Source organism: Duffyella sp. Ts4 (assembly GCF_051851875.1).
Taxonomy (GTDB): domain Bacteria; phylum Pseudomonadota; class Gammaproteobacteria; order Enterobacterales; family Enterobacteriaceae; genus Duffyella; species Duffyella gerundensis.
This window is the reverse complement of record NZ_JBLYPN010000002.1, coordinates 415,886-437,242: the sequence shown is the minus strand read 5'-3', so window position 1 is coordinate 437,242 and position 21,357 is coordinate 415,886. Positions and strand designations below refer to the sequence as shown.

Annotated in this window: 19 protein-coding genes; 11 read left to right on the top strand and 8 right to left on the bottom strand. The window is 57.8% G+C overall.

The window, feature by feature from the left end; all coding sequences use genetic code 11:
- The first annotated feature begins 33 nt into the window (after positions 1-33).
- From ACJY2L_RS04985 to ACJY2L_RS04975, 3 genes are all read left to right on the top strand, one after another.
- Positions 34-1,425 (top strand): L-cystine transporter, encoded by a 1,392-nt coding sequence (locus ACJY2L_RS04985; protein WP_264289270.1) that lies wholly within the window; start codon positions 34-36, stop codon positions 1,423-1,425.
- Between the two features lie 208 nt (positions 1,426-1,633).
- The gene (gene katE, locus ACJY2L_RS04980) at positions 1,634-3,898 is read left to right on the top strand and encodes a catalase HPII (protein ID WP_439211956.1); all 2,265 of its coding nucleotides are present in this window, start codon (positions 1,634-1,636) and stop codon (positions 3,896-3,898) included.
- 174 nt (positions 3,899-4,072) lie between these two features.
- The gene (locus tag ACJY2L_RS04975) at positions 4,073-4,447 is read left to right on the top strand and encodes a DUF6515 family protein (RefSeq protein ID WP_439211955.1); all 375 of its coding nucleotides are present in this window, start codon (positions 4,073-4,075) and stop codon (positions 4,445-4,447) included.
- Between the two features lie 48 nt (positions 4,448-4,495).
- On the opposite strand, the gene osmE is transcribed toward ACJY2L_RS04975, so the two are convergent.
- Positions 4,496-4,831, bottom strand: a complete 336-nt coding sequence (gene osmE / locus ACJY2L_RS04970) for an osmotically-inducible lipoprotein OsmE (RefSeq protein WP_067430188.1) — start codon at positions 4,829-4,831, stop codon at positions 4,496-4,498.
- A gap of 175 nt (positions 4,832-5,006) precedes the next feature.
- On the opposite strand from osmE, the gene ACJY2L_RS04965 reads away from it, so the two are divergent.
- From ACJY2L_RS04965 to ACJY2L_RS04945, 5 genes are all read left to right on the top strand, one after another.
- Complete coding sequence (locus tag ACJY2L_RS04965) at positions 5,007-5,588, top strand: TetR/AcrR family transcriptional regulator (RefSeq protein WP_439211954.1); 582 nt, start codon at positions 5,007-5,009, stop codon at positions 5,586-5,588.
- Complete coding sequence (locus tag ACJY2L_RS04960; RefSeq protein WP_439211953.1) at positions 5,585-6,775, top strand: multidrug effflux MFS transporter; 1,191 nt, start codon at positions 5,585-5,587, stop codon at positions 6,773-6,775. The genes ACJY2L_RS04965 and ACJY2L_RS04960 overlap by 4 nt, the downstream gene beginning before the upstream one ends.
- A 101-nt stretch (positions 6,776-6,876) precedes the next feature.
- Complete coding sequence (gene nadE / locus ACJY2L_RS04955) at positions 6,877-7,704, top strand: ammonia-dependent NAD(+) synthetase (protein WP_187486668.1); 828 nt, start codon at positions 6,877-6,879, stop codon at positions 7,702-7,704.
- A 171-nt stretch (positions 7,705-7,875) separates the two neighbouring features.
- Positions 7,876-8,736 carry an excinuclease Cho gene (cho, locus tag ACJY2L_RS04950; protein WP_067430176.1) on the top strand — a complete coding sequence of 287 codons (861 nt, stop codon included), beginning with the start codon at positions 7,876-7,878 and terminating at the stop codon, positions 8,734-8,736.
- A gap of 103 nt (positions 8,737-8,839) precedes the next feature.
- Positions 8,840-9,724 carry an SDR family oxidoreductase gene (locus ACJY2L_RS04945; RefSeq protein ID WP_439211952.1) on the top strand — a complete coding sequence of 295 codons (885 nt, stop codon included), beginning with the start codon at positions 8,840-8,842 and terminating at the stop codon, positions 9,722-9,724.
- Positions 9,725-9,835: 111 nt separating this feature from the next.
- Here ACJY2L_RS04945 and spy read toward each other — a convergent pair whose 3' ends face one another.
- From spy to ACJY2L_RS04915, 6 genes are all read right to left on the bottom strand, one after another.
- Complete coding sequence (spy, locus tag ACJY2L_RS04940) at positions 9,836-10,330, bottom strand: ATP-independent periplasmic protein-refolding chaperone Spy (RefSeq protein WP_067430169.1); 495 nt, start codon at positions 10,328-10,330, stop codon at positions 9,836-9,838.
- Between the two features lie 269 nt (positions 10,331-10,599).
- Entirely contained in the window at positions 10,600-11,589 is a 990-nt protein-coding gene (gene astE, locus ACJY2L_RS04935; RefSeq protein WP_439211951.1) for a succinylglutamate desuccinylase, read from the bottom strand.
- A 30-nt stretch (positions 11,590-11,619) separates the two neighbouring features.
- Entirely contained in the window at positions 11,620-12,945 is a 1,326-nt protein-coding gene (gene astB, locus ACJY2L_RS04930; protein ID WP_439211950.1) for an N-succinylarginine dihydrolase, read from the bottom strand.
- Positions 12,942-14,411, bottom strand: a complete 1,470-nt coding sequence (astD, locus tag ACJY2L_RS04925; RefSeq protein ID WP_439211949.1) for a succinylglutamate-semialdehyde dehydrogenase — start codon at positions 14,409-14,411, stop codon at positions 12,942-12,944. The genes astB and astD overlap by 4 nt, the downstream gene beginning before the upstream one ends.
- Positions 14,408-15,445 (bottom strand): arginine N-succinyltransferase, encoded by a 1,038-nt coding sequence (gene astA / locus ACJY2L_RS04920; RefSeq protein WP_439211948.1) that lies wholly within the window; start codon positions 15,443-15,445, stop codon positions 14,408-14,410. The genes astD and astA overlap by 4 nt, the downstream gene beginning before the upstream one ends.
- Entirely contained in the window at positions 15,442-16,662 is a 1,221-nt protein-coding gene (locus ACJY2L_RS04915) for a bifunctional succinylornithine transaminase/acetylornithine transaminase (RefSeq protein WP_187488561.1), read from the bottom strand. Before ACJY2L_RS04915 ends, astA begins: the two co-directional genes overlap by 4 nt.
- Before the next feature lie 496 nt (positions 16,663-17,158).
- On the opposite strand from ACJY2L_RS04915, the gene ACJY2L_RS04910 reads away from it, so the two are divergent.
- Genes ACJY2L_RS04910 through ACJY2L_RS04900 form a run of 3 tightly spaced genes read left to right on the top strand, consistent with a single transcriptional unit; the run spans position 17,159 to position 19,775 of the window.
- A complete protein-coding gene (locus ACJY2L_RS04910; RefSeq protein ID WP_439211947.1) occupies positions 17,159-18,595 on the top strand; it encodes a cytochrome ubiquinol oxidase subunit I in 1,437 nt (478 codons plus the stop codon).
- Positions 18,595-19,605: a cytochrome d ubiquinol oxidase subunit II gene (gene cydB / locus ACJY2L_RS04905; protein WP_067430148.1), complete on the top strand. Its 1,011-nt coding sequence runs from the start codon at positions 18,595-18,597 to the stop codon at positions 19,603-19,605. The genes ACJY2L_RS04910 and cydB overlap by 1 nt, the downstream gene beginning before the upstream one ends.
- 11 nt (positions 19,606-19,616) lie before the next feature.
- A complete protein-coding gene (locus tag ACJY2L_RS04900) occupies positions 19,617-19,775 on the top strand; it encodes a DUF2474 domain-containing protein (RefSeq protein WP_071852498.1) in 159 nt (52 codons plus the stop codon).
- On the opposite strand, the gene ACJY2L_RS04895 is transcribed toward ACJY2L_RS04900, so the two are convergent.
- Positions 19,761-21,185 (bottom strand): YchO/YchP family invasin, encoded by a 1,425-nt coding sequence (locus ACJY2L_RS04895; RefSeq protein ID WP_439211945.1) that lies wholly within the window; start codon positions 21,183-21,185, stop codon positions 19,761-19,763. The two genes, ACJY2L_RS04900 and ACJY2L_RS04895, sit on opposite strands and share 15 nt — an antisense overlap.
- Positions 21,186-21,357 lie beyond the last annotated feature (172 nt).

Genomic DNA, 21,357 nt, shown 5'->3' with positions numbered 1-21,357 from the left:
TGTCAGGAATATTGTTATTAATGGAGAGTCTGGATGAACATAGCGCTCATTCTTAATATTGTGGTTTTCGTCGCCCTGCTGCTGCTGCTGGCGAAAATCGGTCGTAACAGCTGGAGCCTCTCCAAACGGGTGTTGACCGGTTTGGTGATCGGCGTGGTATTTGGTCTTGGTTTGCACGCCGTTTACGGCGAGAACGATCCGGTCATCACCGAATCAATCAGCTGGTTTAACATTGTTGGCAACGGTTACGTGCAGCTGCTGCAGATGATTGTAATGCCGCTGGTGTTTGTCTCAATTCTTAGCGCGGTGGCGCGTCTGCACAACGCCTCGTCGCTGGGCAAAATCAGCGTGCTGACTATCGGCGTGCTGCTGGTGACCACCGCCATTTCAGCGCTGGTAGGCGTACTGGTGACTGGCCTGTTCGATCTCAACGCAACCGGCCTGGTGCAGGGTGCCAAAGAGACCGCGCGGCTGGCCGCCATCCAGACCAACTACGCGGGCAAAGTGGCCGATCTCACCGTGCCGCAGCTGCTGCTGTCGTTTATCCCTAAAAACCCGTTTGCTGATTTAACCGGTGCCAACCCAACCTCTATCATCAGCGTGGTGATCTTTGCTGCCTTCCTCGGCGTGGCGGCGCTGCATCTGCTGAAAGATGATAAAGAGAAAGGCGAGCGCGTACTGCAGGCAATCGACACGCTGCAATCCTGGGTGATGAAGCTGGTGCGTCTGATCATGAAGCTAACGCCGTACGGCGTACTGGCGCTGATGACCAAAGTGGTTGGGACGTCTAACCTGCAGGACATCATGAAGCTGGGCAGTTTTGTGATCGCCTCCTATCTTGGCCTGGCGATTATGTTTGGCGTGCATGCCCTGCTGCTGTCGGCCAACGGAATCAATCCGCTGCGCTTCTTCCGCAAGGTCTGGCCGGTGATCACCTTTGCGTTTACCAGCCGTTCCAGCGCCGCGACTATTCCACTGAGCGTGGAAGCACAAACCCGCCGTCTTGGCGTGCCCGAGTCGATCGCCAGCTTCTCCGCCTCGTTCGGTGCCACTATCGGTCAGAACGGCTGTGCGGGTCTCTACCCGACCATGCTGGCGGTAATGGTGGCGCCAACCGTGGGCATCAATCCGTTTGATCCGCTGTGGATTGCCACGCTGGTCGGTATTGTCACGCTGAGCTCAGCCGGTGTTGCTGGCGTGGGCGGCGGTGCCACTTTTGCCGCGCTGATCGTCCTGCCCGCCATGGGCCTGCCGGTGACGCTGGTGGCGCTACTGATCTCGATTGAGCCACTGATCGACATGGGCCGTACGGCACTGAACGTAAATGGTTCAATGACCGCGGGTTCCCTGACCAGCCGCTGGTTGGGTATGACCGACCGCCGCGTGCTGGAAAGCGATGAGCGTCCGGAATTAGCGCAGCGTTAAAGCGCGTTAAGCAGTCAGCATAAAGCCGGTGAAAGCCGGCTTTTTTTTATCTGTAAATCATTGAATTACCCTGCACTGGCGCTATTTCAGCATCGACCTTGCGCCATCGGCCGAGCATTATCGCAATTCCCTGATGTTTGTCAGCGTATTAAGGAGGCTGTTCTATAGTTAATGAAGCCTAACGCGACATCCACAGGAGCAATGCGTCATGTCGAAAGAAACCCATAAAAAAGAACTCACTCATACCGCGCCGTTTACCGGTACCGATTCCGTTCAGCCCGCACGCGATTCGCTGGCGCCGGCCGATGGGTCGCATCAGCCTTCCGCGCAGCCCACGCCTCCGGGCAAAGAACCCACCGCGCCTGGCAGCCTGAAAGCACCGGATACACACAACGCAAAACTCGATCAGCTTGAGCCTAATCGTAAAAATGGCACCGATGCGCCATTAACCACCAATCAGGGCACGCGCATTGCCAATGACCAAAACTCGCTGCGTGCCGGTACGCGTGGACCCACGCTGCTGGAAGATTTTATCCTGCGGGAAAAGATCACCCATTTTGACCACGAGCGCATTCCTGAGCGTATCGTGCATGCCCGCGGCTCCGCGGCACACGGTTACTTTCAGCCGTACTCTTCACTGAAAGAGATCACCAAAGCGGACTTCCTCAGCGATCCTGAAAAAATCACACCGGTTTTCGTGCGCTTCTCAACCGTCCAGGGCGGCAACGGCTCAGCGGATACCGTGCGCGATATTCGTGGCTTCGCCACCAAGTTCTATACCGATGAGGGTGTATTCGACCTGGTAGGCAACAACACCCCGGTGTTCTTTATTCAGGATGCGCACAAGTTTCCCGATTTTGTGCACGCGGTAAAACCGGAACCGCACAACGAAATTCCTCAGGGTCAGAGCGCACACGACACCTTCTGGGATTACGTCTCGCTGCAGCCGGAAACCCTGCACAACGTGATGTGGGCGATGTCCGATCGCGGCCTGCCGCGCAGCTATCGCACCATGGAAGGCTTTGGTATTCACACCTTCCGTCTGATTAACGCCGACGGCAAAGCAACGTTTGTACGTTTCCACTGGAAGCCAGTGGCGGGCAAAGCCTCACTGCTTTGGGACGAGTCGCAGAAGCTTACCGGTCGCGATCCCGACTTCCACCGTCGCGATTTGTGGGAATCGATTGAAGCGGGCGACTTCCCGGAATATGAACTGGGCCTGCAGCTGATCCCGGAAGAGGATGAATTCAAGTTTGATTTCGATCTGCTGGATGCCACCAAACTGATTCCGGAAGAGCTGGTCCCGGTGCAGCTGGTGGGCAAAATGGTGCTGAACCGTAACCCGGATAACTTTTTCGCCGAAACGGAACAGGTAGCATTCCACCCTGGTCATATCGTTCCCGGTATGGATTTCAGTAACGATCCGTTGCTGCAGGGCCGTCTGTTCTCCTACACCGATACGCAAATCAGCCGCCTCGGTGGGCCTAACTTCCACGAAATCCCGATTAACCGTCCCGTTTGCCCGTACCACAACTTCCAGCGTCAGGGCATGCATCGGATGGATATCGATACCAATCCGGCAAACTACGAGCCGAACTCCATTAACGATAACTGGCCGCGCGAAACGCCACCGGCACCGTCAGGCGGTGGTTTCGAAAGTTATCAGGAGCGCGTTGAAGGGCATAAAGTTCGCGAGCGCAGCCCATCCTTTGGCGAATATTATTCGCAGCCGCGCCTGTTCTGGCTCAGCCAGCTGCCGTTTGAACAGCAGCACATTATTGGCGCCTTCTCGTTTGAACTGAGCAAAGTGGGCCGCGCTTATATCCGCGAGCGGGTCGTCGATCATCTGCTGCGTATCGATGTGCAGCTGGCCAGTGGCGTAGCGGAGAACCTCGGCCTGGCGCTTACCGATGAGCAGCTGAACACCACGCCGCCACAGCCGGTTAATGGCCTGAGCAAAGCGGAAAGCCTGAGCCTGTATGCTCAACCGGGCGGCAGCATCAAAGGCCGTCAGGTTGCGCTACCGATCAGCGACGGCGTGAAAGCAGCCGACGTGCTGGCCATTTTGCAGGCACTGAAAGCGGAAGGCGTGCATGCCAAACTGCTGGCATCCCATATGGGTCAGGTACGTGCCGATGACGGCTCTGCCCTGCCGATTGACGCCACTTTTGCTGGTCTGCCATCGCTGACCTTTGATGCGGTTATCGTGCCGGATGGCAACATTGATGCCCTGCTGCTCAGCGGCGATGCACGTTACTTCCTGCTGGAAGCCTATAAACACCTCAAGGTGATTGGCCTGAGCGGTGACGCACGTCGTTTTAAAGCGCAGTTCAGCGTCGGCGACGATGAAGCGGAAGAAGGCCTGGTGGAAGATGCGAAAGCGGAAGGCGCGCTGATGAGCGATTTCCTTACCGCTATGGCCGCCCATCGGGTCTGGTCACGCAGCCAGAAAGCCCTGTCCGTTCCTGCTTAACCTGCTCTCTTCGGGGCGCACTGCGCCCCTTTTTCTCCTTATTCCACCGTCAATCGTGAGCGCTGCGTAAAGAAGACGTTAAGCGTGGTAAGCAGCGGCAAAAAGCCCGGTTTTCTGCTTGTCTTTAGCCTGGCGAGCGCCGATGCTGCGTTGAGTTAACGCAGGAGAAACCGCATGAAAAAACGCATCGTTTCCTTACTTATGCTCACTTTACTGGCGCCGGTTATCGCTTCTGCCCATCCAGGCGATGGCTGGCGCGGCGGCGGCTGGCACGACGCACCACACGGGCACGGCGGCGGGCATGGCGCCATGCGCTTTTTACCGGAGGCGGCGACGGCGGTATTGATTGGCGGCCTGACCTACTACATGCTCAACGGCAATTATTACCAGCGTCAGAACGACAGCTACGTGGTGGTGGAGCCGCCACAAGAGGAACCGCACCGCGCGCTGGATTACAACGGCAAGCGTTATTACGTTAGCGAAGGACATTTCTATCAGCGTGATATTGCGGGAGAGTACCTTGAGGTGCCCCGGCCGCCGGGACTGTAAGCATAAAAAAGGCCCGCATCAGCGGGCCTTTTTCTCATCAACCGGCAATTACATGTTTGCCTGCGGATCGGTATCGTACTCTTTGCAGCTCTGGAAGCCGTAGTTCATGACGCGACCGGTATCGCTGTAGCTGACGAAGTAAGTCTGGGTTTTGCCATCGCGCTCGCCCAGCACATAAGTCTGGCAAGTACCGCGGGCATGCACCATGGTGATTTCAGTTGAAGCAGGGCCAGCCAGCTGACGAACCTGCTCGCGGGTCATGCCTTTTTTAACATCCTTTACCACCGGCTTGGTGACATAGCTTTCTGCACGATCGTATGCAGAACAGCCAGACAACACAGCCAGCGCCACTGCAGCACCGATAAGTCCTGTTAATTTCATCATGTTGTTGTTCCTCGTTTTATCCATGTTGCGATAAGCCTGGAAGAGAAAAGGAGATTTATCAAGGTGGTGGCGAAAATTCTCCTGTGATTGTTCCGATCCCACAGTTTTCCCCGGCGAGCGAATCCGTTACACTGCGCCACGAACGAGAACGATCGTTCTCAAAATGGGAAAAATCATGACCACCGCGCATTCCGATCGTGATGCCCGTCATCACCAGCGGCAGGATGAGATCATCGCCGCAGCCCGGCGCTGTGTCAGGCGCGCCGGGTTCCACGGCGCCAGCATGTCGCAGCTCGCCAGCGAATCACAGCTCAGCGTCGGTCAAATCTACCGTTATTTTGCCAACAAAGAGGAGATCGTCGCGGAAATGGTGCGACGCATCGTTGCCACGCGCGTGGCAGCGATTGAAGGCAATACCGCGGCAGAACGCTTGCCACAGCTGCTGGCCTGGCGCCAGGCGCTTAACGATGATGACGATCTGCTGATGCTGGAAGTCGCCGCTGAAGCGTCACGCAATCTGCGTATTGCTGACATTCTTGCCGATGCCGATCGCCTGATGTTCGATAACGCCCGGCGTGAAGTTGCTGCGGCATATCCGCATCTTGAGGCAGCGCGTCTTAGCGCCTGCGTGGAAATCATCGCCGTGCTGATCGACGGCACCGCCTTTCGGCGCCTGACGCCGCAGAAAGCCGCTGCTGCGCAGCTTTTACCCCTTTACCAACAGCTTTTTCATCAACTTTTTGAGACCGATAAATGACACCTGCTCACCCCAATCGCCTGGGTTATGCCATCACGCTTGGCCTGCTGGCCGCCCTGGGTCCGCTCTGTATCGACCTTTATCTGCACGCGCTACCGGCGCTGGCGCGAGACTTACAGACCTCAACCGCGACTGCACAGCTTAGCCTGACCGCCGGCCTGCTCGGCCTCGGCGCAGGTCAGCTGCTGTTTGGCCCGATGAGCGATAAATTTGGCCGCGTTGGCCCGTTGCTGTTGTCGCTGGTGCTGCTGTTTATCGCCTCGGTGGGCTGCGCCATGGCGCAAACCATCGATCAGCTGCTGCTGGCACGGCTGTTTGAGGGTCTCTCCGGCGCAGGCGGTGCCGTACTGTCGCGCGCGATTGCTCGTGACATGTATTCAGGCCATGAGCTGACGAAATTTTTTGCCCTGCTGATGCTGGTCAACGGCCTCGCGCCCATTGGTGCCCCGGTGCTGGGCGGCGCGCTGCTGACCGTGCTCGACTGGCGCGGCATTTTCATGACGCTGGCGGCGATTGCCGTGCTGTTGCTGCTGCTCAGCCGCTTCAAGCTGAAAGAGACGCTGCCGCCTGAACGTCGCAGTCAGGGTTCGCTGTTTTCCGCCTGGGCCGCGCTTGGCCAGGTGATTATGCACCGTCCGTTTATGGGCTTCTGCCTGACGCAGGGTTTTATGATGTCCGGCATGTTCGCCTACATCGGCGCCTCACCTTTTGTTCTGCAGGAGATTTATGGCCTGTCGCCGCAGGCATTCAGCTTCTGCTTTGCTGCCAACGGCATTGGGCTGGTGATCGCCTCGCAAACCAGCGCCCGCCTCTGTCCGCTTTGGGGTGAATATCGCGTGCTGAAGGGCGGCCTGACGCTGGCGTTTATCGCCTCCAGCTCGCTGCTGCTGCTCGGCATCAGCGGCGCACCCTTGCCGCTGGTACTGGTGGCGCTGTTCTTTACCATCGCCAGTAACGGCGTTATCGCCACCACCGCATCCTCGCTGGCGATGCAGAGTCAGGGGCACCGCGCCGGCAGCGCGTCGGCGGTGATTGGCGTCACTATGTTTACGCTGGGCGCCATTACCGTACCGATAACCGGCATCGGCGGCACCTCGGTGCTGACCATGACCGACACCATTTTTGGCTGCTTCATGCTGGCGATCCTGATGTTTCTGCTGCTGGCGAAAAAACCCGCACACGCCTGATCGCTACGTCCTGCTGCCGCATTCGACCTTGTCGTTTTGCGGCATGCACGTTAGCTTTATAACATCAGCTTTCTAACAGGCACTGACATGAGGAGAGAGTAATGGCACTGCAACAGGAAATAATCAGCGCGTTGCACACGAAACCGGTTATCGATGCCCAGCAGGAAATTCGCACCAGCGTCGATTTTCTGAAGTCCTATCTCAAGGCGCATCCTTTTCTGAAAACCCTGGTGCTGGGCATCAGCGGCGGCCAGGACTCGACGCTGGCAGGTAAGCTGAGCCAGATGGCGATTAGCGAACTGCGCGAAGAGACCGGCAAGCAGGACTACCAGTTTATCGCCGTGCGCCTGCCCTATGGCGTCCAGAAAGATGAACAGGATTGTCAGGATGCCATCAACTTTATCGAAGCCGATCGCGTGATGGTGGTGAACATCAAAGAGGCGGTGCTGGCCAGCGAAAAAGCACTGAAAGAGGCGGGCCTGACCCTGAGCGACTTCGTGCGCGGCAACGAAAAAGCGCGTGAACGCATGAAGGCGCAGTACAGCATTGCCGGTATGACCGCGGGCGTGGTGGTCGGCACCGATCATGCCGCCGAAGCGCTGACCGGTTTCTTTACCAAATATGGCGATGGCGGCACCGACATCAATCCACTGTTCCGCCTGACTAAAGGCCAGGGCAAAGCCTTGCTGAAAGCGCTGGGCTGCCCGGAGCATCTTTATCTCAAACATCCCACCGCGGATCTTGAAGATGACCGCCCTGGTCTGGAAGATGAAGTGGCGCTGGGCGTCACCTACCAGCAGATCGACGATTATCTCACCGGTAAAACCATCGATCCGCAGGCCGCCAAAACCATCGAAAACTGGTATCTGAAAACCGAACATAAACGTCGTCCGCCGATTACCGTGTTCGACGATTTCTGGAAAAAATAACGTTCCCTCCGCGGGCGAAGGCTTTCGCCCGTTTTTACGCTTTTTTGTCCATCTGCTCTGAACCCGCCGCGAAATGAAGCGATCGCCTTTTCCCATCGCCCATAATCTGTGTCTGTTCAACATTCATTCTGGCTGATACACTGGACAGGCAACCAGTAAACGGAGTGAATCTTGGTCAGACGTGCATCCACCCATCGCCTCGAATTTAATGCGGCAACCATCTATGAATATCCCGAACACCTGCGCCAGTGGCTTGATGGCCTGCCAAAGGTGCCCGGTGTGTATACCTTTCACGGCGAGAGCGACACCCTGCCGCTCTACATTGGGAAAAGTATCAATCTGCGCTCGCGGGTGATGTCCCACTTTCGCACGCAGGATGAGGCAAAAATGTTGCGTCTGGCGCGACGGGTCAGCTGGATCACCACCGCCGGTGAACTGGGCGCACTGCTGCTGGAAGCGCAGATGATCAAGACTCAGCAGCCGCTGTTTAACAAACGGTTACGTAAAAATCGCCAGCTCTGTTCGCTACAGCTGAACGACGACAAGCCGCAGGTGGTTTATGCCAAAGAGGTCGATTTTACCCACTCGCCTAACCTTTATGGTCTCTACGCTAACCGCCGCGCTGCGCTGGAAACGCTGAAAAAAATCGCTGATGAACAGCAGCTCTGTTATGGCCTGCTGGGGCTGGAAAGCCTGACCAAAAACCGCGGTTGCTTCCGCTCGGCGCTGGGCCGTTGTGCCGGTGCCTGCTGCGGCAAAGAGACGCTGGAAGCGCATCATCAGCGTTTACTGACCGCGCTGGACAAGGTACGCGTGGTTTGCTGGCCGTGGCAAGGCCCGGTTGGACTGATTGAAGAAGGCCCGGATATCACACAGATTCATGTGATCGATAACTGGTTTTATCTTGGTTCGGTAAGCAACCTTGACGAGGCAAAAACCCTGAAGCGTGCACCGCCCGGCTTCGATCAGGATGGCTATAAAATCCTCTGTCGCCCGGTGATTGGCGGCAAATACCAAATTGTTCCGTTATAACCTTTTCTGCCGCCTCGCTTCGCGAAAGGCAGAATAAGCGTCTACCCTTATGCCTGTTGTGTCGCAGTTTATTGCGCACTTTATCACTGGATGAGGAGGAATAATGTCGCAACATAACCCAAATGAGATTTCACGCCCGGTTCCCCCTTTTGAACGCCAGCCCCAGGAAGTACCAGGGCTCGCCAGCAAAATGGTGCCTGTCCCGGATCACGGCGAGAAAAGCTACAAAGGCAGTGGTCGCCTTGCAGGCCGCAAAGCGCTGATCACCGGTGGTGACTCCGGTATTGGCCGCGCCGCAGCGATTGCCTATGCACGTGAAGGTGCAGACGTTGCCATTAACTATCTGCCCGCTGAAGAGTCAGACGCCAAAGAAGTGATCGCGCTGATTGAAGCGGAAGGCCGTAAAGCGATTGCGATTCCTGGCGATATTACCAGTGAAGACTTCTGCCAGCAGCTGGTCAGCGAAGCGGTCGAGAAGCTGGGCGGTCTGGATATTCTGGTGAACAACGCCGGACGCCAGCAGTTTTGCGAATCCATCGCCGATTTGACCACCGACTCTTTCGACAAGACGTTCAAAACCAACGTCTACGCGATGTTCTGGATCACCAAAGCCGCACTGCCGCACCTGAAATCCGGTTCAGCCATTGTGAACACCTCTTCTGTGCAGGCGGGCAAACCAAGCCCAATGCTGCTGGATTACGCGCAGACCAAAGCCTCTATCATCGCCTTTACCAAAGGTCTGGCGAAGCAGGTCGCAGAAAAAGGCATTCGCGTCAATGCGGTTGCACCGGGTCCTTACTGGACGCCACTGCAATCAAGCGGCGGCCAGCCACAGGAAAAAGTGATGAAGTTTGGTGAAGAAGCGCCGTTTGGTCGTCCTGGCCAGCCAGCGGAAATCGCCGCGCTTTATGTGCTGCTAGCCTCAGACGAAGCGAGCTTCGCTTCCGGCCAGGTCTGGTGCTCAGACGGTGGTACCGGCACGTTCTGATAGCGTTTTTTGATTGCCAACGTAAAACCGCCGACGCTGCCCACACTGCAAATCTGCTATGTGGACAACGCCGGCGGTCTCTTTTCCAGCCTTAACTATTCGTCAATCGGCTTATTCAGCTGCTGGCGGTGGTGTCATTTTGCCTTCATGCTGCGGTTTTTCCGTGAGGCGTTTCTCAAAGTTCGCGTTGTACTGCTTTTTCTGATCGGCAGTCAGCACATTATATAGCTTGTTCTGCGTTTCCATCATCGCTACCGCGTTCTCTTTCGCGTTCGCTGTCATTTTCTCGGCCTGGGCAGCGGCTTTGGCGCTGTCAAAACTGTCTGAAGCGATAATGTCGTGATTAGCACGGCGCTCTTCCAGCGACGGACGTTTCATCTCTTTATGACCCTGCTGCATGATGGTGCGCATCTGCTGTTTCTGCGCGTCGGTCAAATTTAACCCTTTAAACATGTCGTGCATACCACCGCGGTGCATAGGGGGTTTGTGCATCGCTTTCTCACTCCCTGCTGGCGGTGGAGTCAGGTTGTCCGCTGCGGCGTGAACGATATTTGCTGCGCCAAAAGCCATGGTCGTTGCGATAATTAATGAGGTCAGTTTACGCATAATATTGTCCTTTTCTTTTTCAGTTTAATGACGACAGCCTGTGTCGTGATGTCGGAAATGAGTTTACGACGCTGAACGTCAACTACTCAGAGCATGAGTAAAGCCCTGAAAGCATAAAAGAGAAAAATGCAGCGATCATGAAGAGAATGCGAAGAATAGTGTGAGGAATTGCAAAAGAGTATGAATTTACTCGGCTTTCGGCAGAAAACGTGGAGGAGTGTAACGATGTTGGGCGGAAAACGAAAGCGCCCGATCGGACGCTTTACAGTTTATTGCGTTTCGCTGCGCGACGGCGTTTCCACCAGCATCAACCCGGCGCGCTGGCCCGCGGCGACGTTGGGATTCGGAAACAGCACGAACTCCTCAGCATGCTGGACAACGTAACGCCGGTCGCCCTCTTCTGCCAGCAGCGCGCCCTGGGAAAAGCGGGCAAAATTCAGCGTGTCCGCGTCGATGTGCAGTTGAAACTGCGCGCCCTGCCGGGTGATCTGCTGGGCGACCTGGTAATGACGCGGTTGCTGCGCCACAGCGGGCAGCGCCTCGCCATACAGCAACGCCGCCAGCGCCTGTTCAGCCGCGGCGAACTGACTCAGATCGTTACTGCCAAACGGCTGCGCTTTACCCAGCTCCAGCGTGCAGCTGCTGGCAGCAAAATGTTCACAGCTGAAATGGGTAAAGGTACCACCGGGCGCGTTGTGCCACACCAGCGCCTCCAGCCCGGCGGCGCCTAACCACTGTAAAAAGTCGGCTGGCCACGGACGAGCGCTGTGTGGCAACACGCCAAAACGCGGATGATAAGACCCGCGAATGGCAGTGTGCAGATCGAGATGCCAGCGCACCTCATCGCAACAGCCAGAGTGATAAAATTGCTCAATCGCCTGCTCCAGCCGCCAGGCGCGACGCGCTTCCGCGCAATCGTCGTGCTGTTGCCAGCGGCCGCCAAACAGCCGGTTAACATCAATCCGGGTATAACGCTGATTGCTGCGCAGCGCGGCCGGATTGCCGAGGATCACCAGCACACGCGGCAAAACCGGTTTATCGCCCTGCAGCAGCGGCGTAATTAACCGGTTGAGGATCTCTACCGGCGCGGTCTCATTGCCGTGAATGCCCGCAGAAATCACCAGCGCCATGGTGGCAGGCTGTTCCGGCGTGATCTCCAGAATGCCTTCGTCAATCCACTGCCAGTGCAGCGCGGGTAAACGTGCCTGGGTTATTGCGGGCGGTTCGCCGTGCAGCGTATGGGCTAAAAAATCGTGCATCAGTGCTCCCTGAAGCAGCGCGGCGCGCTGTTAACGTTGAAACGGATAAACATTACCCAAATCCAGCATGCGGGTCAGCGCCTCCAGCGCCTCACGTCCCTCACGCAGCAGCAGCGGATCGGCCAGATCCTGCTGCGTCAGCCGATCGCGGTAGTAGCGGTCGACCCACGCGTTAAGCCGGGTAAACAGCCCGTCATTCATGATCACCTGGGGATTCACCGCCGCCTGTTCCACCGCTGTTAACGCCACACGCAGCCGCAGGCACGCCGGGCCGCCGCCGTTGCACATGCTTTCACGCAGATCGAACACCTTCAGTTCGCGGATCGGCCCACCGCTTTCCACCAGCTCGCACAGGTAGCGCCAGACGCCAGCGTGCTGACGCGACTCTTCCGGCACCACCAGCAGCATGCTGCCATCGGGCTGGCTTAGCAGTTGGCTGTTAAACAGGTAAGTATTGACCGCGTCGCTGACCGAAACCTGCGCTTCCGGCACCACAATTGCCGTAAAGCCAGGCACCCGCTCAGCCAGATCGGCGAGCAGCGCAGCCTGATGCAAAAACGCCTGTTGATGACAGAACAGTACCTGCTGATTGCTCACCGCGATCACGTCGTTATGAAACACGCCCTGATCGATCACCGCCGGATTCTGCTGGGCAAACAGCGTGCGCGCAGGATCGAGCTGATGCAGACGCGCCACCGCTTCGCTTGCTTCCCGCGTCTGCCTCGCCGGATAGCGACCCGGCACCAGACCGCCCTGGTTTTCTTCACGACCATAAATAAACAGCTGCACGCCAGGCTCGCCGTAGCCGCCGAAGCGATTGTGGTTTGCCGCGCCTTCATCACCAAACATGGCTACCTGTGGCAGCGCGTCATGCACCCTAAAGTGCGCGCTGTCGCGAAAGATAGCACGCAGCAGCGCGGTGGTGGTCGGCGCTTCCATCGCGCGATGAAACTTGTTGTTCAGGTTGGCGACGGTGAGATGTACACGGCCATCGGCACTGTCCGCCGACGGTGAAACCGTGGCGGCATTGGCTACCCACATCGCCGAGGCGGAGCTGCAGGCTGACAGCAACTGCGGCGCGGTTTTCGCCGCCTTCGCCAGCACCTGCTCGTCACTGCCACAGAAACCCAGCTGACGCAGCGCCGCCAGGTTCGGCCGCTCATGTGGCGGAATCACCGCCTGGATAAAGCCCATGTCCGCCAGCGCTTTCATCTTAATCAACCCCTGCTTCGCCGCCAGTCGCGGATTGGCAGGCTGCAGCTGGTTGCGGGTTGAGGCTTCGTTACCGAACGACAGCCCGGCGTAATGGTGGGTCAGCCCCACCAGCCCATCGAAATTGACTTCCCTGCCGCTCATGATCGCTCTCCCGACGCGGTGAAATCGAGGCCCGGCGACAGCGTGGACGGCAGCGCAATCTCGCGACTTTCCAGCGAGGCCATCGGCCAGGCACAATAATCAGCGGCATACCAGGCGCTGGCCCGATGATTCCCCGAGGCGCCAATGCCGCCAAACGGCGCGGTGCTGGCGGCGCCGGTTAGCGGTTTATTCCAGTTGACGATACCCGCGCGCGCTTCCAGCAGCAGGCGATCGAAACACGCCCTATCGGGCGAAATCAATCCACAGGCGAGACCGTAGCGGGTGTTATTGGCCATGGCGATCGCCTCATCGAAGCTGTCATAGCGCATCACCGCCAGCAGCGGCCCGAACACTTCTTCATCGGCAATGCCGTCAACGTCGGTGAGATCGATAATGCCCGGCGTCAGCAGCGCGCTGTGGCGATCGGGCCAGCGCATCGGCAGCAGCACGGTGCCACCCGCGGCTACTCGCGCCTGCCATTCGGCAAAAATGTGCTCTGCTGCCTGGGGCGAGATCACGCTGCCCATGAACGGCTGCGGCTCGTCGTCCCAACGTCCCGGTTGCAGTCGTGACGCAACCTCGGTCAGACGCTGCAAAAAGGCATCGCCCGCCGCGCCGCGCTTGACCAGCAGACGACGCGCACAGGTACAGCGCTGACCAGCAGTAATAAAGGCGGACTGAATCGCCAGATGTACCGCGCCGTCAATATCGTGCGGTTCGTCGACAATCAGCGCATTATTGCCGCCCATCTCCAGCGCCAGCATTTTTTCCGGCTGACCGGCAAACTGCCGGTGCAGCTGATAGCCGGTATTGGCGCTACCGGTAAACAGCAGGCCGTCGATTTGGCTATTTTGCGCCAGCGCCTGGCCGGTTTGTCTTCCGCCCTGCACCAGATTAAGGACGCCCGCGGGCAGCCCGGCCTGCTGCCAGAGCTGCACGGTTTTTTCAGCGGTCATCGGCGTCAGCTCGCTGGGTTTAAACACCAGCGTATTGCCTGCCAGCAATGCCGGAACGATATGGCCGTTCGGCAGATGACCGGGAAAGTTATAGGGACCAAAGACCGCCATCACGCCGTGCGGTCGGTGACGCAGGCTGTTTTCGCCCTGCTGTTGCTCACCGGTACGCACCTGCCACGCCTGAACGGAAATCGCGATCTTATTGATCATCGCCTGCACTTCAGTAGCGGCTTCCCAGCGCGGTTTACCGGTTTCCTCGGCGATAATCGCCGTCAGCTCCGCTTTGTTTTCGCTGAGTTGGTGGGCAAAGGCCTCAACCTGTTGTTGACGCTCACTGAACGTGCGGCGCGCCCAGGCGGGAAAGGCGTCGCGCGCGGCCTGACAGGCAGCAGCAACCTGCTGCTCATCGGCACTGTTTGCCTGCCACAGCGTTGCGCCGGTTACCGGATCCTGTTTCTCCAGCGCCACGCCGTCTCCCGGCAGCCACTGGCCATTAATCAAATGCGTCATGCCGTTTTCTCCTCGGCGGAAAGGGTGACCACGCGCAGCCTATCGCCCGCGTGGCATTGCAGCGTATCGGCCTGCGCGGCGGTCAGGCGAACGGCATCGGCCTTGTTGTCCGCGGGCAACAGCGTGGCGCGAAACTGCTGGTAATTGCCGGTGGCCACCAGGCACAGCGGCAGGTCAGCCGCAGCGGCCTGTTCATCAATGATCACCGGCAGCAGCTGGCTCTCACGGATGGCGCGAATACTTTCGATGTCGCACTCCAGCGTCGGACCGCCGTCAAAAATGTCGATGTAGTTGCGATAGCAGAAGCCTTCCGACTCCAGCACCGCGCGCGCGGGTGCGGTCAGCGGGTGCACCGCGCCAATCACCGCCCGCGCATCAGCAGAGAGATAATCGATATAGAGTGGATGCTTGGGCATCAGCTCGGCAATAAAGGCCTTCTGCCCGGTGCCGCTAAGGAAATCCGCCTTGCTGAACGGCATGGAGAAGAAGCGATTGCCCACGTCATCCCAGAAGGGTGAACGGCCCTGCTCATCACTGACGCCGCGCATCTCTGCTACCACGTGCCGGGTAAACCGGTCACGAAAGTTGGCCATAAACAGAAAGCGCGATTTCGACAGCAGATGACCGTTTTTGCCGTCGCGGCAGTCGGGGTCGAGAAACAGCGTACAGAGTTCGCTGCTGCCGGTGTGATCGTTGCTCAACGACAGCGTTGGCAAATTGTTGTAGACGTTCAGCTCCTTCGAGGCGTGTACCTGCGTGCCAACCCGAAAGTTATACCAGGGATCCTGCAGGCCAACAGCGACCTCAATGGCGCAGATGCCCACCGCCCGATCGGTATCGCTGTCCGCCAGCACAAACACGTAACCCTGCTCGGCACGCGGCAGCGCATCCTGCCAGGTTTGGATCGAACGCTCGATACGCGCCGACAGCGTCGCGCTGTCTTCCGGCAGCGAGGTCAGCCCGCCGCCGGTTTTGCCTGCCAGCGCCAACAGCTGCGGCAGGTCGTCATGGGTTATGGGTCGAATCACCATCATCGCGCGTCATCCTCAACCAGCGTCTCGCAGGCGCGTGCAAAGCGTTCCAGCCCCTGGCGCACCTCCTCTTCGCTGATATTCAGCGCCGGCGCAAAGCGCACCACGTTGGCACCGGCAATCAGCACCATCACGCCCGCATCGGCGGCGGCAAGGTTAAACATCTTCGCTTTGCCAGCCCATTTTTCATTGAGCACGGCGCCCAGTAGCAGGCCCAGCCCGCGGATTTCACTGAACAGATTATAGCGCTGGTTGATCGCTTCCAGCCCATCGACAAACCAGCGATGGCGCATTTCCACGCCCTGCAGCATCTCCGGCGTATTGATCAGCTCCATCACTTTACCGGACACCGCGGCGGCCAGCGGGTTGCCACCGTAGGTAGTACCGTGGGTGCCGACGCCCATGATCGCCGCCAGTGATTCCCGCGTCAGCATCGCTCCGATCGGGAAACCGCCGCCCAGCGCTTTGGCAGTGGTCAGCACGTCAGGCGTTACGCCGTAGTGCATGTAAGCGTAGAGCGAACCGGTGCGGCCAACGCCGCTCTGCACCTCATCAAAAATCAGCAGCGCCTGATGTTGATCACACAGATCACGCAGGCCCTGCAAAAACGCGGCGCTGGCTGGCAGCACGCCACCTTCACCCTGAATGGGTTCAACGATCACCGCACAGGTATTTTCATTGATTAGCGCGGCGGCTGAGGCGAGATCGTTAAAGGTGCCGTGAGAGATATCTGGCGGCAGCGGAGCAAAATCTTTGGAATAGGCGGGCTGACCACCGGCGGAAACGGTAAACAGCGTGCGGCCGTGAAAGGCGTTGGTAAAGGCAACAATGCCTGATTTCGCGCCGCCGCTGCGATCGTGACCATATTTACGTGCCAGCTTCAGCGCGGCTTCGTTGGCCTCTGCGCCGGAGTTACAGAAAAACACGCGGTCAGCAAAGGTGGCATCCACCAGCTGTTGTGCCAGGCGCAGCACCGGCTCATTGGTGTAGCCGTTACCGGTATGCCAGAGCTGTGAAGCCTGTTGCACCAGCGCCTGCTGCAGCTGCGGATGCGCATGACCCAACGCGTTAACCGCAATGCCCCCGGCAAAGTCGATGTACTCCTTCTCCTGCTGATCCCACAAGCGTGAACCCGCCGCGCGCACCGGAACAAAACTCGCGGGCGCATAAGTAGGCATCATAAGGCGATCAAAATCGTGACGGGATACGGCTTGCAACATAGTGACCTCAACGCTGACCAAAAGAGTGAATGGAAAGTTTTAAATTTGTTAATGATGTTAACGAGCACAGCGCCATTCTGAATTGCACAGGGCGTGCCAGCCAGCGTTAAAATGCATATTTTATAGCGACAAACCAAAAATCAATGAGTTACATCACGGCTATATGCACAATTTATGCATAAAAAGTGAATAAAGGTCCGAAGGCGGCTATGTTGCCGCAGATTAAAGAGAGAAATTATGCACTGGCGGAATAATCTGTTGCTTTTGTGATCGCTGATGGGATTTCTTTCCATAACAGGGCGGCTGATGCACCCTTTTCGACCAGCATGCACAATCATGAGGCAACCGCACATACCACTGTTATAGTTTATTCTCTTATTATTGAATCTGTTATCGATGCTTTTTTTCTGGCACTTTAGGCAACTCCACTACACTTGATCGAGCAGCCGTTAGCACAGCGTAACGGCAGATAACAACAGGTTTTCATGAGGTAGCTATGTTTGGATTAGACGCGTTTGAACTGGCTCGCATCCAATTCGCGTTTACGGTGTCGTTTCACATTATCTTTCCGGCAATTACCATCGGCCTCGCCAGTTTTTTGATGGTGGTCGAGGCGTGCTGGTTGCGCACCCGTAACGACGTCTGGCGCGATCTCTATCATTTCTGGTTAAGGATTTTTGCCGTTAACTTCGGCATGGGCGTGGTCTCCGGGCTGGTGATGGCCTACCAGTTTGGTACCAACTGGAGCGGCTTCTCCGCTTTTGCCGGCAGTATTACCGGTCCACTATTAACCTATGAAGTGCTGACCGCCTTCTTCCTTGAAGCGGGCTTTCTGGGCGTAATGATGTTTGGTTGGAACCGCGTGGGACCGGGGCTGCACTTTTTCTCCACCTGCATGGTAGCGCTCGGCACGCTGATGTCGACCTTCTGGATCCTCGCCTCCAACAGCTTTATGCACACGCCGCAGGGCTATGAAATCGTCAACAATCAGCTGATCCCGGTTGACTGGTTCAAGGTGGTGTTCAATCCCTCTTTCCCTTATCGCCTGATGCACATGGCAACCGCCTCGTTTCTGGCTGCTGCTTTTTTTGTGGGCTCTTCCGCGGCGTGGCATCTGCTGCACGGCAACAAGACCCCGGCGGTGAAGCGCATGTTCTCAATGGCGATGTGGATGGCGCTGATCGTCGCGCCGATTCAGGCGGGTATTGGCGATGCGCACGGCCTGAACACGCTGGAGCATCAGCCCGCGAAGATCGCTGCTATCGAAGGCCACTGGCATAACACGCCGGGCGAACCCTCTCCGCTAATCCTGTTTGGCCTGCCCGATATGCAGGCCGAAGAGACCAAATATGCGGTGGAGTTGCCCTACCTCGGCAGCATCATTTTGACCCACAGTCTCGACAAGCAAATTCCCGCGCTGAGCAGCTTTCCAAAGGATGAGCGGCCGTTTTCACCAGTGGTGTTCTGGTCGTTCCGCATTATGGTGGCGCTGGGCCTGCTGATGATCACCGCGGGCGTCTGGAGCCTGGTGCTGCGCCTGCGCCGTAAACTTTACGATCAGCGGCTGTTCCACCGCTTTGTGCTGCTGATGGGCCCCTCCGGCCTGCTGGCCATTCTCGCCGGCTGGTTCACCACCGAAGTGGGTCGTCAGCCATGGGTGGTTTACGGTTTGCTGCGCACCCGCGACGCGGTTTCCAGTCACGGCACGCTGCATATGTCGCTGAGCCTGCTCGCCTTCCTGATTGTTTACTGCTCGGTATTTGGCGTCGGCACGGTCTACCTGCTCAAGCTGGTTGGCCGGGGTCCGCAGCCTTACGTCGACCATCCGCCATCGGGCGGCCCTGGCCAGGCGCGTACGCCAGCACGTCCTCTGTCGGCGGCCGATGAGGCGCTCGATCACCCTTCCAAAGATCAGCTTAAAAGGAGCGAATGATGGGCATCGATCTTCCGCTTATCTGGTTCATCATTATTGTGTTCAGCATCATGATGTACGTGGTGATGGACGGTTTTGACCTTGGCATCGGCCTGCTCTATCCGATGGTGCGCGACGATCACGATCGTGACGTAATGATGAACACCGTGGCGCCGGTTTGGGACGGTAACGAAACCTGGCTGGTGATGGGCGGTGCCGGGCTGTTTGGCGCCTTCCCGCTGGCCTATTCGGTGATCCTTGATGCGCTGGCGATTCCGCTAACCATGATGCTAATCGGCCTGATTTTCCGCGGCGTCGCCTTTGAATTTCGCTTCAAGGCCACGGTGTCGCACCGGCCATTCTGGGATCTCTCGTTTATCGGCGGCTCGCTGCTGGCGACGTTTTCTCAGGGCATTGTGCTGGGGGCGTTTCTCGACGGTATTCCGGTGGAAGGCCGCGTCTGGGCCGGTTCGGTGTTTGACTGGATTTCGCCGTTCAGCCTGTTTTGCGGCGTGGGCCTGACCATCGCCTATGCGCTGCTCGGCTGCAGCTGGCTGATCATCAAAACCGAAGGCGACCTGCTGCAAACCATGCGCAAACTGGCGCGTCCGCTGCTGATCGCCCTGCTGGTGGTGATGGGCATCGTCAGTATCTGGACGCCGCTGAGCCATCAGGCGATTTCAGACCGCTGGTTTACCCAGCCGAACCTGTGGTTCTTCCTGCCGGTGCCGGTGCTGGTGGTGCTGGTTTCGCTGGCGCTGTGGCGCAGCGCGTGGAATGAAACGCTACATTACACGCCATTTATCCTGACGCTGGCGCTGGTATTTCTCGGCTTCAGCGGCCTTGGCATCAGCATCTGGCCAAACCTGATTCCGCCGGACATCAGCTTCCGCGCCGCCTCATCGCCGCCGCAAAGTCAGGGCTTTATGCTGGTCGGTGCGCTGCTGATCATTCCGCTGATTCTGGTTTACACCTTCTGGAGCTACTACGTGTTCCGCGGCAAAATTAATCCTGACCACGGCTATCACTGAGGAGAGCGACGATGCGCATCCAACCGTTAAAAGCGGGCGTAAAAAAACAGCCGCTGGCGAAGCGGCTGTTCTGGCTGGTGGCGATCTGGGTGGGCAGCGTGCTCGCCCTGTTTGTGGTCGCCTCGCTGTTCCGGCTGATGATGACCGCGGCGGGATTAAAGGTGCATTGATGCAGGTGCCAGCAGATCGAAATTGTCGGTCTGCTGGAGCGTCATCGGCGGGGCCAGCGTTAAGGTAATCCAGTTCGAGGTGACGCGCTGCTGCTGCGCATCTTCCACCGTCACCGACAGGCGATACTCATTGCTGGCACCGGGCGTACTGTCCCATTGCGGCATAATAATACTCCAGCCTTGCACATCACTGTTATTGGCCGGCGGCGTCAGGCTCAGCGCCTGTGTGTCGCCCTGCCAACTCACCTGCTTCACCGCATTACTGGCGCGCACCTGCAGCTTCAGCGGCAGGGTTTCGCCCGGATTCAGCTGCCACGGCGGCGTAGCAAGAAACACCGACAGGTTTTTACGCTGGCGAAACGCCAGCACCGGCGTATCACTGCGCTCCACGTTATCATAGCGGCTGCCGCGCAACGATCGCACTTTGGCGACGTTGCTGGCCGAGAGCTGCTGTTCCAGCGCCACGCCGAAACGATAGTTAAGCTTCAGGCCGAGTTGATCCTGCGACTGTCCGCCGCTGCCCTCTTTGTGGCTGGCGGAAAGGGTAACCAGCGGCACCGGCGTATAGTTCAGACCAAACTTCAGCGCCGAGGGATTATCATAGCGGCTGCCGTTATTAAACAGATCAACGCCGTTGCCGAGATAGCGCTCCCAACTCAGCGACATGCCGATATGACGATAAAAAGGCAGATAGCCCTGCGTGGTGATGTCATAGCCGCGCGCCATGCGCTGCTGTTGCTGGCTGCTCTGGTTGCGCCAGCCGCCCAGCGGCTGATAGTAGTTCGCCGAGAAACGCAGAAAATCGCCCCACGCCTCGGTGCCCAGCGAGGCGCGCTGTTGACCGTCATCGATTGAACGGTCAAGAAACGCGTTGTAACCCAGCAGCCAGTTGCCTACCGTCCAGCGCTGTCCGGCGCCGATATTGGCCAGCAGATGCTCATCCTGCTGGGTCACGCCCACCTGGCTAAAGGTCAGATAATTGTATTTTTCCGCCCAGCGGGTAAACAGCTGCGCTTTGCTGCCGCTGAAGTTGCCAAGGCGGTCAATCTGCAGGCTCATTTCAGCGTTGCCGTAAGGCGAAAGCATCGACCTGCCCTCGTTTTCCACCCGGCTGGCCACTTCATCACGAAAATGATTAAACGCCCAGATGCCCGCCTGATCGCCCAGCGAGCTGTCACTGCTGGCATTCTGGCTGGCTTCGCCAATGCTTTTCGCAATGGTGGCTAAACGGGTAGAGAAGTCACTGTCGCTGGCGGCGCTGCCGAGATCGGGCAGCCGATCGGCGCTTTCGCTGAAGCGAGCGGGATTATCAAAAGGATAAGGGGCAACCCGCGTCTCGCTTTGCAGCGCGTGCACGTCAGGCGGGGCCAGGGTAAACAGCAGCGCGGTCAGCGACGCGCGCGATAACATTTTGGGTGTAGCGCAATTTTCCATAGGGTGCGTTAACGTTTTTCTGTCCACACAGCGGGACGACATACAAAAAAGTCAAACATACCTCAGTACAGGGGCCTGACCACCAGGACAGGTCTTGAATTGCAGGAAATATCTGAAAGGCGAAGCGACAGCGTGCCGCTTCGGCAGC